The sequence below is a fragment of the Pseudooceanicola marinus genome, assembly GCF_020177265.1.
Taxonomy (GTDB): Bacteria; Pseudomonadota; Alphaproteobacteria; order Rhodobacterales; family Rhodobacteraceae; genus Pseudooceanicola; species Pseudooceanicola marinus_A.
The window spans coordinates 312,723-327,001 of record NZ_JAIVMC010000006.1; the positions used below are offsets into that span (position 1 = coordinate 312,723).

Here is a 14,279-nt window from a genome sequence, read left to right on the forward strand (position 1 = left end):
ACTGGCCCGATTTCACTCGGACGGCGATGTATTGGGTCTGAGGGGGAAAATCAAGCGTCACTTGGGCGCGCGGCCCTGCAAGCGCGCCCCTGCGGCCACAGCCGGCCCGGTCGGACGCTGTCGCCCGGCCCCGCGACAGGGGACATTGGGCGCCATCCGGGGGACGGAAGCGCCGACCCGGCGTCGCTCTCGCGCGGAAAAGTCGTGCAAAATCCGAAGGATCAGCCGCCGCTGGCCGAGGCGCCCGCGCCCCCGGAGGTGGCCGTCGCGGTCGGGCTGGTCGTGCTGCCAGCGGTTCCGCCCGTCGCGGTCGACGGGGCATCGCCGCCCCCGGAGCCGGCGCCCCCGGAGAGCCCCCCACCGGACATGGCGCCCCCGGCGCTGCTGCCCGTGGAGGCGCTGCCGTCATCGTCTGCGGCCACGCTGCCAGCCACCGTCGCGGCGGCCACCGGGGCCGGGCGCATCTGGCCAGCCTGCGGGCCGGGGGCCTCGCCGAACCAGTCGCGGTTCTCCAGCAGCCAGTCCTCGATCTGCTTGGCGGCATTGCGCGCCAGGTTGGTCATCTGCTCTTCACGGGTCTGGGTCAGGCCGGAGCCGACCACCGTCTCGCCGGAGAAGCTCTCCAGCACGGTGAACTGGCGCGGCTCCTCGTTGATCTTGCCGCCGGCGGCATCGTCCCAGACGGTGACATTCACGATCAGGCCGGATTTCGGCGACAGCACCAGCGGAATGCCCGGCGGCGCCAGGATGTAGCCCTCGACCGAGATGCCCAGATGATAGAGCTTGTCGCCATCATAGCGCCCGAAGCGTTCGTCGATCGCCTCGGTCATCGCGGCGACCCACTCCTCCTCGGAGGCATCGCGCGAGATCGCCACCTTCTTCATCTTGCTGGCCACGACGATGTTGTGGCCGAGACTGAAATCGCCCAGGTCCGGCATCGGTTCGTCGAAATCGTCGGGATTGGTACAGGCCGAGAGCAGAAAGGCGCAGGCGGCCAGGCCCGGCACAAGACGAGCGACAGCGGATAGTCGGAACATGGATCCCCCCGGGACGGTCATAACACAGCCCCCGGAGTATCCGCTTTGGCCGCCCCTGTCTATTCGTGCGGTCATCCCCTCGTGCGGGCGGCTCGGGGCGGAGGGGGCTCTGCCCCCGCCTCCTGCGGAGGCTCCCCCGGAGTATTTCAGACAAGGTGAAGCAGGGGCGGGGAGCCTGGGGACGCCCCGTGCCGCGGAGGGCAGATGTGCCACGCGCGCGGCCTCGGACGTAGAGCGCTCCGGGGCGTGGGCGCTCCCAGGGGATGACGGGGGGATCTGGAGCGCCTGAGACACGACGGCCCGCCACCGGATGTTCCGGCGGCGGGCCTGTGTGCCAGCGCGGAACGGCGCACCGCGCCTCCCGTGTCAGGTAAAGGTGTTGTCGCGGGGGAAGCCGCGCGGGGCCATGCGGCCCGTGCCGGCCCGCTTGCCCAGCCATTCCGAGAGCTCGGTCTCGGTCCGGGTGCGGCCGGCGGGATCGTGCCACGACAGGCCCATTTCCAGTACCAGCGTGGTCAGATCCGACAGTCCGCCGTCCTTGTATTTCTGCAGGCGCACGCCCTTGCCGCGGGTCATCTCGGGCAGTTCTTCCAGCGGGAAGACCAGCACCTTGCGGTTCTCACCCACCACGGCCACGTGATCGCCCGTCACCGGCTTCACAAGCAGGGCCTTCACGCCGTCCTTGACGTTCAGCACCTGCTTGCCGGAGCGGGTCTGGGCCAGCACCTCGTCCTCGGGCACGATGAAGCCGTCGCCGGCGCTGGAGGCCACGATCAGCCGCTCGCCGGGGCGATGGATGCGCATTGCCACGATCTCGGATTCATTGGGCAGGTCGACCATCAGCCGCACCGGTTCGCCCATGCCGCGCCCGCCCGGCAGGTTCGACGCCAGCAGCGTGTAGAACCGTCCGTTGGAGCCGAAGATCAGCAGCTTGTCGGTGGTCTCGGCATGGAAGGCGAAGCGGCCCTCGTCGCCATCCTTGAACTTCAGCTTGTCCTGAGCCGAGAGGTCGATGTGCCCCTTCATCGCCCGGATCCAGCCCATCTTGGAGCAGACCACGGTGACCGGCTCGCGCTCGATCATCGCCTCCAGCGGCACTTCCTCCGCTTCGGCAGCGGCCTCGATCACCGTCAGGCGGTGGCCGCGGGCGTAGTCCTTGCCGAAGGTCTTCTTCGTCGCCTTCAGCTCATCCGCGATGCGCGCCCATTGCAGATCGGGGGTGGCCAGCAGATCTTCCAGCCCCGCGCGCTCTTCCATCAGGGCGTCGCGTTCGCGCAGCAGCTCCATCTCTTCGAGACGCCGCAGGCTGCGCAGGCGCATGTTGAGGATCGCCTCGACCTGCACCTCGGTCAGCTCGCCGTCGTCGCCTTCGGACAGCGGCGAGACATAATCCTTCTCGTCGCGGGCGCGGGCGCGTTTCTTCGACCAGTCCTCGGCCAGCAGCGCGGCCTTGGGATCGTCGTCGTAGCGGATGATGTCGATTACCCGGTCGAGGTTGAGGAAGGCGGTGACGAGGCCTTCCAGCACTTCCAGCCGGTGGTCGATCTTTTCCAGCCGGTGCTGCGAGCGGCGCTCCAGCACCTCGCGGCGGTGATCGAGGAAGGCGCGCAGCACCTCCTTCAGCGAGCAGACCTTGGGGGTCAGCCCGTCGATCAGCACGTTCATGTTCAGGCTGAACTTGATCTCCAGGTCCGAGTTGCGGAACAGCATGCCCATCAGCAGCTCCGGGTCGACGTTCTTCGACCGGGGTTCCAGCACCATGCGGATGTCATCGGCGCTTTCGTCGCGGATGTCGGCCAGGATCGGGATCTTCTTGGTCTGGATCAGCTCGGCGATACGTTCGACCAGCTTCGACTTCTGCACCTGGTAGGGGATCTCGGTCACGACGATCTGCCAGGTGCCACGGCCCAGGTCCTCGACCTCCCACTTGGCGCGCAGGCGGAAGCTGCCACGGCCGGTGCGATAGGCCTTGGCGATGTTTTCGGGGCTTTCGACCAGCACGCCGCCCGTGGGGAAATCCGGGCCCGGCACATATTGCAGCAGCGTGTCGTCGCGCACGTCCGGCACCTTGATCATGTGCAGGCAGGCGTTGACCAGCTCGACGATATTGTGCGGCGGGATGTTCGTCGCCATGCCGACCGCGATGCCGGACGAGCCGTTGGCCAGCAGGTTCGGGAAGGAGGCGGGCAGCACCACCGGTTCGGTCAGCGTGCCGTCGTAGTTGTCGCGGAAATCGACGGCGTCCTCGGTCAGCCCTTCCATCATCGCCTCGGCGACGGCGGTCAGGCGGGCCTCGGTGTATCGGCTGGCAGCGGGATTGTCGCCGTCGATGTTGCCGAAGTTGCCCTGGCCGTCGACCAGCGGGTAGCGGACGTTGAAATCCTGCGCCAGGCGGGCCATCGCGTCATAGATCGCCGCATCGCCATGGGGGTGATAGTTGCCCATCACGTCGCCCGAGATCTTCGACGATTTGCGGAAGCGCGAGGTGCCGGTCAGCTTCAGCTCGCGCATCGCGTAGAGAATGCGCCGGTGCACCGGCTTCAACCCGTCGCGGGCATCGGGCAGCGCCCGGTGCATGATCGTCGACAGCGCATAGGTCAGATAGCGCTCGCCAATGGCGCGGCGCAGCGGCTCCGCCAGCTGCTCGCCGGAACCGGATTCGGGAACGTCTTGGGTCTCGTCACTCATGGCTGCGGTGATAGCCGCAGGCCGCGCGGCGGTAAAGCGCCGGCTGCGTCCAAGACACGGATTGCGGATCGGCAAGGAACTTCCTGCCCGCAACGGGGTTGGTCCGGCAACACAGCGTCGCGGCGGGAACCTGCCAAAGTCCAGACCGCGTCACGCAGAAAACCGCTGCCCGGAGGTCCCGATGTTCCGCTTCATGACTGCCACGACCCTTGTGCTTACCGCCGCCTTTTACCAACAGAGCGGAGGCGCGGATTTTGAACCCTGGGAGCGCGAGCTGCCCGACTACGTCCGCACCGAGGCCCCCACGCCCTACACCCTGGCCCGCACCGATGCGGGCGCATCCGGCGCCCCGATGGCCGCCCAGGCTGCCACCCGCCCCGCGGTCTTCGTGTCCAGCGCACAGCCCGAAGCGGCGCCGGTGCGCCTGGCCTCCATCGCGGGCCAGAACGACAGCGGTCTCGACCCGGCGCTGGACGGCATGCGGTTCGCCACCGTCACCAATGCCTCCCTGCCCGCCGACGGCGGCCTGCCCGAAAGCTCGACCCGCCGCGAGGTGACGCCCGAGGCGGCCCAGCAGATGACGCCGACCACAGAGGAACGTCAGGCCGTGCTGCGCGGCACCCTGCCCGCCACCGCCGGTGACGCCCCCGAAGCCAGCGCCGTCGACACCCCCGCGCGCGACCTGCGCCAGGTCTCGGGCGACCGGGTAAACCTGCGCGCCGGCCCTGGTACCAGCTACGGCGTGCTGACCACGCTGGACGAAGGCGCCGAGGTCGAGGTGATCGACACCAGCAACGGCTGGGTGAAGCTGAAGACCGCCGACAGCGGGCGCATCGGCTGGATGGCCGACTGGCTGGTCAGCGCCGCGAAGTAAGGCATCCCCCACATCGCAGTTCCCTCCCCGTGCGCTCTCTCGCACGGGATCCCGACCCGGCGGCCTTGCCCGCCGGGTCTCTGCGTTGCATAGCAGGGGCATGACCAAAAGCATCCTCATCACCGGCTGTTCCTCCGGCATCGGATATGACGCCGCCCACGGGCTGAAGGCGCACGGCTGGCGCGTCTTCGCCACCGCGCGCAAGCCCGAGGACGTGGCCCGGCTGGCCGCGGAAGGGCTGGAGGCGCTGCATCTGGACTACGCCGACCAGGCCTCGATCGAGGCGGCGCTGGCCGAGGTGCTGGCCGCCACCGGCGGGCGGCTCGACGCGGTTTTCAACAACGGCGCCTTCGCCATTCCGGGACCTGCCGAGGACATCTCGCGCGAGGCGATGCGGGCGCTGTTCGAGGCGAACTTCATGGGACCCCATGCGCTGAACCGGCTGGTGATCCCGGTGATGCGCGCCCAGGGCGGCGGGCGGATCGTCAACTGTTCCTCGGTGCTGGGACTGGTCGCCGCCCCGTGGCGCGGCGCCTACAACGCGTCGAAATTCGCCCTGGAAGGGCTGACCGACACCATGCGGCTGGAACTGGCGGGCAGCGGCGTGCACGCCATCCTGCTGGAACCGGGCCCAATCCGCACCGATTTCCGCAAGAATGCCATCAAGGCGTTTGAGACATGGGTCGACTGGGAAGCCTCGGACCGGGCGGACGAGTACCGCAATGGCCTTCTCGACATGCTCTACAAGCGAGGGCCGAAATACCAGGGCAAGGCACGCTTCGAGCTGGAGCCGGCGGCCTGCACCGCCAAGCTGATCCGCGCGCTGGAAGATCCCCGCCCAAAGCCCCGATACATGGTCACGACGCCCACCTATATCGCCGCCACCCTGCGCCGCCTGCTGCCGGCGCGCCTGCTGGACCGGGTGACGAAGAACGCCTGAGCAGGCCGTCACCGCCCGGCCCTGCGACGAAAACTGTTGTCGCTTTTTGCCCGCTGCCGCCCTAGGTATCGGGGAACCGAAAAGGAGAGCCCATGGCCCAGGACCCCCTCTTCCTCGTCGCCGCCGGCGCGGTGCTGATCGTTGCCATCATCCTGATGCTGGGGATCGGCAACTTCGCCAAGAGCGGCAATCCCAAGACCTCCAACAAGCTGATGCAATGGCGGATCGCGGCGCAGTTCATCGCCGTGCTGCTGATCCTCGCCTTCGTCCTCATCCGCGGAAAGGGCTGACCCCATGGTCGTACTGTCGAAGATCTACACCCGCACCGGCGATGCCGGGGAAACCGCCCTGGGCGACGGGACCCGGGTGCCGAAACCCTCCCTGCGGGTCGAGGCCTATGGCACCTCGGATGAAACCAATGCCGCCGTGGGTCTGGCGCGCCTGCATGCGAGCGGCGAGATGGACGAGGCGCTGGCCCGGATCCAGAACGACCTCTTCGACCTTGGCGCCGACCTGGCGCGCCCGGCGATGGAGAGGGACCACGAGGCACCCTATACGCCGCTGCGCATCTTGGCCTCCCAGGTGGACCGGCTGGAGGCGGAGATCGACGTGATGAACGCCGACCTGCAGCCCCTGCGCAGCTTCGTCCTGCCCGGCGGCTGCGCCCTGTCGGCCAACCTGCACCTGTGCCGCACCGTCTGCCGCCGGGCCGAGCGGCTGGCCGTGGCGCTGATGGCCGAGGAGGGCTGCAACGCCGACGCGGTGAAATACCTCAACCGTCTGTCGGACTGGTTCTTCGTCGCCTCGCGCATCGCCAATGACGGCGGCGCCAAGGACGTGCTCTGGGTGCCCGGCGCCACGCGCTGATGGCACCGGCAGAGGGGGGCTCTGCCCCCCGCTGCGCTCCCCCCGGAGTATTTCCAGCCCAAGTATGGGAATAAGACCCGCGCCAGACAGGCGCCCGCGCTCTTCCCCTCATGCCCGCGCAACCGACGGACAAGGGAAGCGGGCGCCGATCAAGCGCCCCCGCCCTGTTCCATACGATGGCTGAAAATACTCTCGCCGAAGGCAATCGGCCGTCAGGCCGATCCCCTACCCTGCCACAAGCCGCCGCGCGCCGGCCCAGAGCGCCAGCAGCAGGACCATCGGCAGGACCACCATCCGCAGCAGGAATACCCCGACCAGGGTCAGCGCGGCATTCAGCAAATCATCTGCCTGTTCCCAGAAGAAGCGCGCGGCGCCGCGGTAGGCCTCCCAGCTTTCGCGCCAGGACTGATCCTCCAGCGCCACCAGCTTGCCCGCCTCGGCCGCGATCATGTCGAGCGTTGTGTTGGCCCCCGCCGCCGCCTCTGCGGTCAGGACCTCGCCGCCCCAGACCCCCAGCACGAAGGCCAGCGGCAGCGCGATGGCGAAGGCAAAGCCCAGCCCCCCGCAGATCCCGCCCAGGCGGCGCAGCGCAGGCGGGGCGCGATGCCAGCCGGTCGCAGCCTCGCAGCCGCCGCGGGTCAGCAGCGCCAGGGCCAGCAGGGCGAAGCCCACCGAGGCGACGGGCGCCAGCGAGATTTTCAGCACCCCGGTCAGCACCGCCACGGCAAAGATCGCCGCCGAGACCCGTTCCACCGTGTCGTCCACCGGCTCCAGCCATTTCAGCGGCTGGACCGACCCTTCGACCACAAGCGAGCCGCCAACCTCGACCTCCTGCGCGGCCGAGAGGAAGGCGTTGATCGCGCGCAGGCTGACATAGGTGGCGCCGGCGGCCACGGCGATCTCGCCCTGGTAGGCCTCGGCGCGGGTGGTCAGGGGATTTTCCCGCGGCATCGCCGCCAGCAGGAGGCAGAGCGCTGCCAGCACGAGCGACAGGAGCGTGTTGCGGGCAGAGCGCATGGGCGGGCCTTCCCTCGGGGGCAGCGTCAGAGCATGCCGGGCAGCACCAGGTCCGGCGGCCGGTGGCCATCGGCGAAGGTCTTGATGTTGATCAGCACCTTCTCCCCCATCTCCAGCCGCCCCTCGCGGGTGGCGGAGGCCATGTGCGGCAGCAGGATCGCGTTGTCCAGCTCGCGCAGGCGCGGGTTCGACTGACGATCCCCGCCGAAGACGTCGAGGCCAGCGCCCGCGATCTCGCCCGCGCGCAGCATCCGGGTCAGGGCGTTCTCGTCGATCACCTCGCCGCGCGAGGTGTTCACGATCACTGCCTCGGGTTTCATCAGCTTCAGCCGACGTGCGTTCATCAGGTGGAAGGTCGATGGGGTATGCGGGCAGTTGATGGAGATCACATCCATCCGCGCCACCATCTGGTCCAGGCTTTCCCAGTAGCGCGCCTTCAGATCCGTCTCGATCTCTTCGCGCAGCCGACGGCGGTTGTGGTAATGCACCTGCATGCCGAAGGCGGCGGCCCGCCGCGCCACGGCCTGGCCGATGCGGCCCATGCCGAGGATGCCGATCCGCTTGCCGGCCACCCGCGCGCCCAGCATGCTGTCGGGCGCCCAGCCTTCCCAGTCGTCCCGCTGCATCATCGCCAGGCCTTCGGGGATGCGGCGCAGCAGGGCCAGGATCAGTGCCATGGTCATGTCGGCGGTGTCTTCCGTCACCACGTCAGGCGTGTTCGACACCAGGATGCCGCGCTGCCGCGCCGTGGCCACGTCGATATGATCGACCCCGGCGCCGAAGTTGGCGATCAGGCGCAGGTTTTCGCCGGCCTGGGACAGCAGCGACTGATCGATCCGGTCACGCAGGTTGGGCACCAGCACATCCGCGTCGCGCACCGCCTCGGCCAGCTCCTCGCGGGTCATCGGGCGGTCGGCGGGACCGAACCGCGTGTCGAACAGCTCCTCCAGGCGGGCCTCGACCCGGTCCGGCAGGCGTCGCGTGACGACAACACTCAGGCGGCGAGATGGCATGGGCGGGCTCCTCTGTCTTCCCATTCCGGTCTTTCGCAGGCAAAGTGGCCCAAAGAACGTGAGGGTACAAGAATAACCCCGCGGAGGCAGCAGAAACGGGCAACATCATGAGACCATTGCGCAAGCGCGTCCTGGCGCTTTCGGTGTCGTTCTTCGCGATCGCCGGTGTCCTGGCGGCATCCGAAACGCCGCAATCCGCCGAAGAACCGAGTGAGACCCGGCAGCAAACCGCCCAGTCCGAGACCGAAGCGGGCGCCACGACCGACACCCAGGTGGCCGTTGCCGCCAGCGAAGAGCCCCCCGCCCAGGTGCAACAGCTGGGCCCGGAAACCAACCTGCCCCTGCCCCGTTTCGTCTCGATGAAAAGCGATCGCGCCCATGTGCGCCGCGGACCTTCGACGACCCATCGGGTCGACTGGGAATTCCTGCGCCGCGACATGCCGGTGGAAGTGGTGGCCGAATATGGCCACTGGCGCCAGATCCGCGACCATGACGGCGTCGGCGGCTGGGTCCACTACGTGCTGATCTCGGGCAACCGCACCGTGCTGGTGGAGGATGAGATGCTCGACCTGCATTTCCAGCCCTCGCCCGAGGCGCGCGTGGTGGCCCGGCTGGAACAGGGGGTCATCGCCGATCTGGGCAAATGCGATCGCGACTGGTGTCGCGTGACCGCCGGTGGTCATCGGGGCTGGGCGCCGAAAACCTCTCTCTGGGGCGTCACCGCGGACGAGATCCGCGACTAAGGCCGATCGGACCGACGCCGCCCAGATACGCGGCGCCAAGAGGCCCCCGGGCGACGCCCCTTTTTCGCGCCCCATGCCTCGATTCGCCGGCAACATGGCGACCGGAAGGTTCCGCCCCCGTCTGGTCCCGAGAGAAAGAGAGGCACTGGCAACGAATACCGCACATTCGACCCTGCGAGAGCCAAGACCTGCCCCCGCACTAGCGCGCCACGCGCACAGGTCGAGATGCGCAAAACCCTGTCGGAACCGCCCCCTGTGGACGCCATCCGGGGGCCGGCAAAAAACCCATCCGATTTCTGCCAAAAAGGGCTTGAACACCGGACGGGCATTCATTAGTTAGCGCGTCACCGTTGGGGTGTAGCCAAGTGGTAAGGCAGCTGTTTTTGGTACAGTGTACCGTAGGTTCGAATCCTACCACCCCAGCCAATTTCCTTTGAAATAAACCGCTTACCGATGCGCTTCCCCAGGGGATGTGCGCGTTGTGCAGGCGTTTGCCTTCGGCCCTGACGCGCAGGCATCGCGCTTTGCGTTGCACGGCACGCCCATCCCGCTACACTTGCGGGCCTCAGGATCAGGGGGGCAGGGATGCCAGAGACCAAGGCCGAAATCGCGCCGCGTTCGGCAGAGACGACACCCGACCGCATAGCGGACCCCGAAGAGCGAGCGAAGCGACTGGGCCGTAGGGACTGGCTGAGCCTGGCGCAGAAGGTGCTGGTCGAGGAAGGCATCGACCAGGTGAAGATCCAGGTCATGGCGAAACGGCTGAACGTCGCACGGTCCTCCTTCTACTGGCATTTCTCCAGCCGCGAGGACCTGTTCCAGGCGATGCTGGATGACTGGCTGAACATGAACACCGGCCCGATCATCGAACGCGCCCTCCGGCCCGCGCCCGACATCGTTGCCGCCGTCACCAATGTCTTCGAATGCTGGGTGGACGAGGCGCTTTTCGATCCGGAACTGGACATTGCAGTCCGGCTCTGGGCCAGACGCTCGGAGAAGGTGCGCGCCGTCGTCCTGCAGGCCGATTCCATGCGCCTGGATGCGTTGCACAAGATGTTCGCCCGCTACGGCTGCGATGACGAGGAGGCGCTGATCCGCGCCCGCGTCCTCTACTACACGCAGATCGGCCAGCACACGCTGGAAGACACGGAAACCCCTGCGCAACGGTTCTCTCACGGTCCCGCCTATCTGCACATCTTCACCGGCCAGGCCCCGGACGAGACCGAGGTCGCCGCGCTGAAGACAATCATCCGCGAGAAGTACAACCCCAAGACACGCTAGGCGCAGCCCCCTCCCTCGCTGCCCGATTCGCGATCCATTCGCCGCCTGGCCCCGCCAGGTGACCAAAAAGTTTGCGCGTCACTCTTGCGCTGATCTCGGTACATATGTGTACATTGCGCCGAGATCAGATCGGAACGGCACAGGAGAGCGACATGCAGGATCAGTATCGCGTGGTCATCATCGGCGGTGGCGTGGTGGGGGCCTCGGTCGCCTATCACCTGACGAAACTCGGCTGGACCGACATCGCCCTGCTGGAACGCGACGTGCTGACCGCCGGATCCTCCTGGCATGCCGCCGGCGGTTTCCACGCGCTGAACGCCGATCCCAACATTGCCATGCTGCAAAGCTACACCATCGACCTGCTGCAGGAGATCGGACCCGAATCCGGCATGGACATCGGCCTGCACATGACCGGCGGGATCGAGTTCGCCTGCGACCCCGACCGCTGGGACTGGCTGCAGTCGGCCTATCGCACCTTCCAGTCGCTGGGCGTGCAGGACGTCGAGCTGATCGACGCCGCAGAGATCAAGCGCCGTAACCCGGTGATCTCCACCGAGGGCATCCTGGGCGGGCTGTGGTCCGACCGCGAGGGGCACATCGACCCTTCGGCCGTGGTCCACGCCTATGCCCGCTGCGCCAAGAACCGGGGCGCCGACATCGTCGAACACACCAAGGTCGAGGACCTGCGCCAGCGCCCTGACGGCAGCTGGACCGTCATCACCGACAAGGGCGAGATCATCGCCGAGCACATCGTCAACGCCGGCGGCCTCTGGGCGAAACAGGTGGGCCGCATGGCCGGCGTCGACCTGCCCGTCTCGCCGCTGGAACACCACTACCTGGTGACCGAGAGCATTCCCGAACTGGTCGAGGCGCAGAAGGAACTGCCCGTCACGGTCGACCTCGAAGGGTTCACCTACATGCGCCAGGAACAGAAGGGCATGTTGCTGGGCATCTACGAGGTCGAGCACAAGCACTGGAACATGGACGGCGCGCCCTGGGATTTCGGCATCGAACTGATCCAGGAGGACATCGACCGCATCTCGGATGAGCTGGCCTGCGGTTTCGCCCGCTACCCCTGCCTGGAAACGGCCGGCGTCAAACGCTGGGTCAACGGCGCCTTCACCTTCTCCCCCGATGGCAACCCGCTGGTCGGCCCCGTGCGCGGCGTGCCCGGCTACTGGGTGGCCTGCGGCGTCATGGCGGGCTTCCTGCAGGGCGGCGGCGTCGGCAAGTCGCTGGCGGAATGGATGGTCGAGGGCGAGCCGGAGGTCGACGTCTACGGCATGGACATCGCCCGCTACGGCGACTTCGCCTCGAACCGCGAATACATCAAGCAGACGACGGGGCAGTTCTACTCGCGCCGCTTCGTCATGACCTACCCCAATGAACAGCTGCCCGCGGGCCGCCCGCTGAAGACGCCCGGCGCCTACGAGGGGATGACGGCGGCTGGCGCGGTCTGGGGCGGCACCTGGGGCATGGAGGTGGCGCAATATTTCGCCCCCGACGGCTTTGAAGAAAAGCCGACCCTGCGCCGGTCAAACGCCTTCGACCTGGTGGGTGCCGAATGCCGCGCCGCGCGCGAGGCCGCCGCGATCTACGACACCACCGCCTTTTCTCGCTACGAGATCTCGGGCCCGAAGGCCGCCGAGTGGCTCGACACCCTGCTGGCCTGCAAGCTGCCCACGCCGGGCCGCGCCCGCCTGGCGCCAATGCTGGGCGAGAATGGCAAGCTGAAGGGCGATCTGACCGTGCTGAACTGGGGCGACGGCACCTATTGGCTGATGGGGTCCTATTATCTGCGCGAATGGCAGATGCGCTGGTTCGAGGATCACATGATCGCGGGCGTCACCCTGCGCGACGTGGCCGACACCATCGGCGGCTTTGCCATCGTCGGCCCCAAGGCCCGCGAAATCCTGCAAAAGCTGACGCACCAGGATCTGACCGCCCTGCCCTTCATGGGCTGCGCCACTGTGGATCTGGGCCTGATCCGCGCCAAGGTGGCCCGCATGTCGGTCACCGGCGAGATGGGATTCGAGATCAACTGCCACGCCACCGAGCACGCCACCCTGCGCCGGCTGCTGCTGGAGGCGGGCGCGGATCACGGCCTGAAGGAAATGGGCGTGCAGGCGATGAATTCGCTACGGCTAGAAAAGGGCTATGGCATCTGGTCGGCCGAGTTCGCGCAAAGCCACACCCCCGGCATGACCGGCCTCGACCGCTTCATCGCCTGGGACAAGCCCGCCTTCATCGGACGAGAGGCCGCGCTGGCCGAACGCGATGCGCCCTCCGAGCGGGTCATCACCTTGCTGGAGGTCGCGGCGACCAATGCCGATGCCTCGGGCTATGAACCCGTATGGGCCGAGGGCGAACTGGTCGGCTACGTCACCTCCGGCGGCTACGGCCACGTCACGGGCAAGAGCCTGGCCATGGCCCTGATCGACCGCGCCGCCGCCACACCCGGCACCGCGCTGACCACCCATGTGGTCGGCGAAGAGGTCGCGGCGACCGTGCTGCCGGGCGCGCCCTATGATCCTGAAGGACAGAAGCTGAGGGGGTGACATGACGCGCCATTATTCCGCGCTCAACCTCGCGCGCGAAGGGCTTTCGGGGCACAAGGGCTGGGCCCGCGCCTGGACCTCGCCCGAACCGAAGAAACGCTACGACGTGGTGATCGTGGGCGGCGGCGGGCACGGCCTGGCCACCGCCTATTACCTGGCCAAGACCCACGGCATCACCAATGTGGCGGTGATCGAAAAGGGCTGGCTGGGGGGCGGCAACACCGGGCGCAACACCACCGTTGTGCGGTCGAACTACTTCTTCCCCGAAAGCGTCGCGCTCTACGAGATGTCGCTGAACCTCTACGAGGAGCTGTCGAAGGAGCTGAACTACAACGTCATGCTGTCACAGCGCGGCATGCTGATGCTGTGCCACACGCCGGCGGAGATGGAGATGTCGGCGCGGCTGGTGAACGCGATGCAGCTGAACGGCACCGATGCCGAGCTGCTGGACACCGAAGGCGTGCGAAAGATCATGCCGATCTACAACTTCTCGCCCGACAGCCGCTTCCCCGCGCTCGGCGGCGCCTTGCAGCCGCGCGGCGGCACGGCGCGCCACGATGCGGTGGCCTGGGGCTATGCCCGCGCGGCCTCGGCGCTTGGCGTCGACATCATCCAGCAATGCGAGGTCACCGATTTCCTGATCGAGGGCGGCGCCTGTCGCGGGGTGAAAACGACCCAGGGCGAGATCCGCGCCGACCGCGTGGGCCTGGCGGTGGCAGGCCACAGCTCTCAGATGGCCGAGAAGGCCGGGTTCCGCCTGCCCGTCACCTCCTACGCGCTGCAGGCCTGCGTGTCCGAGCCGGTGAAACCGATCCTCGACATCGCGGTGCATTGCGCGGGCTCGGGCAGCTATGCCAGCCAGTCCGACAAGGGCGAGATCGTCATCGGCGGCGGTCTGGACCGGGTGCCCAGCTATGGCCAGCGCGGCACCCTGCCGACGCTGGAACACGTGATCGCCGGCATCCTGGAGATGTTCCCCGCCTTCCGCCAGCTGAAGCTGATGCGCCAGTGGGGCGGCATCGTCGATGTGGTCCCCGACAGCTCGCCGCTGATCGGGCCGTCGCCGCTGCCGAACCTCTTCCTGAACTGTGGCTGGGGCACCGGCGGGTTCAAGGCGATCCCGGCGGGCGGGACGCTTCTGGCGCATCTGTTGGCGACCGGCCAGCACCACGACATTTCCCGCCCCTTCGACCTCGATCGTTTCGCCACCGGGCGTCTGATCGACGAAGCCGCAGGAAGCGGCATCGCGCACTAGGAGGGA

General features: G+C 67.7%; 12 protein-coding genes and 1 tRNA gene. 9 read left to right on the plus strand and 4 right to left on the minus strand.

Going from position 1 to position 14,279, the window contains the following annotated elements; genetic code table 11:
- Positions 1-221 precede the first annotated feature (221 nt).
- Together LC066_RS12370 and parC are read right to left on the minus strand one after the other, a co-directional pair.
- Positions 222-1,037, minus strand: coding sequence for a hypothetical protein (locus tag LC066_RS12370; RefSeq protein WP_224899368.1), 816 nt, complete (start codon positions 1,035-1,037; stop codon positions 222-224).
- Between the two features lie 366 nt (positions 1,038-1,403).
- Positions 1,404-3,725: a DNA topoisomerase IV subunit A gene (gene parC, locus LC066_RS12375; RefSeq protein ID WP_222481352.1), complete on the minus strand. Its 2,322-nt coding sequence runs from the start codon at positions 3,723-3,725 to the stop codon at positions 1,404-1,406.
- A gap of 193 nt (positions 3,726-3,918) precedes the next feature.
- On the opposite strand from parC, the gene LC066_RS12380 reads away from it, so the two are divergent.
- The 4 genes from LC066_RS12380 to LC066_RS12395 all read left to right on the plus strand — a co-directional run bounded on the left by LC066_RS12380 (position 3,919) and on the right by LC066_RS12395 (position 6,406).
- Positions 3,919-4,599, plus strand: a complete 681-nt coding sequence (locus tag LC066_RS12380; protein ID WP_224899371.1) for an SH3 domain-containing protein — start codon at positions 3,919-3,921, stop codon at positions 4,597-4,599.
- Between the two features lie 100 nt (positions 4,600-4,699).
- On the plus strand, positions 4,700-5,539 hold the full coding sequence (locus tag LC066_RS12385; RefSeq protein ID WP_224899374.1) for an SDR family NAD(P)-dependent oxidoreductase: 840 nt from the start codon (positions 4,700-4,702) through the stop codon (positions 5,537-5,539).
- A 92-nt stretch (positions 5,540-5,631) separates the two neighbouring features.
- On the plus strand, positions 5,632-5,829 hold the full coding sequence (locus LC066_RS12390) for a twin transmembrane helix small protein (RefSeq protein ID WP_222481357.1): 198 nt from the start codon (positions 5,632-5,634) through the stop codon (positions 5,827-5,829).
- A gap of 4 nt (positions 5,830-5,833) precedes the next feature.
- On the plus strand, positions 5,834-6,406 hold the full coding sequence (locus LC066_RS12395; protein ID WP_224899377.1) for a cob(I)yrinic acid a,c-diamide adenosyltransferase: 573 nt from the start codon (positions 5,834-5,836) through the stop codon (positions 6,404-6,406).
- Positions 6,407-6,631: 225 nt separating this feature from the next.
- Here LC066_RS12395 and LC066_RS12400 read toward each other — a convergent pair whose 3' ends face one another.
- Together LC066_RS12400 and LC066_RS12405 are read right to left on the minus strand one after the other, a co-directional pair.
- Entirely contained in the window at positions 6,632-7,423 is a 792-nt protein-coding gene (locus tag LC066_RS12400) for a hypothetical protein (RefSeq protein WP_224899380.1), read from the minus strand.
- Between the two features lie 26 nt (positions 7,424-7,449).
- Positions 7,450-8,436: a 2-hydroxyacid dehydrogenase gene (locus LC066_RS12405; RefSeq protein WP_222481362.1), complete on the minus strand. Its 987-nt coding sequence runs from the start codon at positions 8,434-8,436 to the stop codon at positions 7,450-7,452.
- A gap of 107 nt (positions 8,437-8,543) precedes the next feature.
- Between LC066_RS12405 and LC066_RS12410 the strand changes: the two genes are divergently transcribed.
- From LC066_RS12410 to LC066_RS12430, 5 genes are all read left to right on the plus strand, one after another.
- Positions 8,544-9,179 (plus strand): SH3 domain-containing protein, encoded by a 636-nt coding sequence (locus LC066_RS12410; RefSeq protein WP_318246714.1) that lies wholly within the window; start codon positions 8,544-8,546, stop codon positions 9,177-9,179.
- 351 nt (positions 9,180-9,530) lie between these two features.
- Positions 9,531-9,605 (plus strand) — tRNA-Gln (locus LC066_RS12415).
- A 159-nt stretch (positions 9,606-9,764) separates the two neighbouring features.
- The gene (locus tag LC066_RS12420) at positions 9,765-10,460 is read left to right on the plus strand and encodes a TetR/AcrR family transcriptional regulator (RefSeq protein WP_224899383.1); all 696 of its coding nucleotides are present in this window, start codon (positions 9,765-9,767) and stop codon (positions 10,458-10,460) included.
- 152 nt (positions 10,461-10,612) lie between these two features.
- On the plus strand, positions 10,613-13,018 hold the full coding sequence (locus LC066_RS12425) for a GcvT family protein (RefSeq protein ID WP_224899386.1): 2,406 nt from the start codon (positions 10,613-10,615) through the stop codon (positions 13,016-13,018).
- Between the two features lies 1 nt (position 13,019).
- Complete coding sequence (locus LC066_RS12430) at positions 13,020-14,273, plus strand: sarcosine oxidase subunit beta family protein (protein WP_224899389.1); 1,254 nt, start codon at positions 13,020-13,022, stop codon at positions 14,271-14,273.
- Positions 14,274-14,279: the final 6 nt, after the last annotated feature.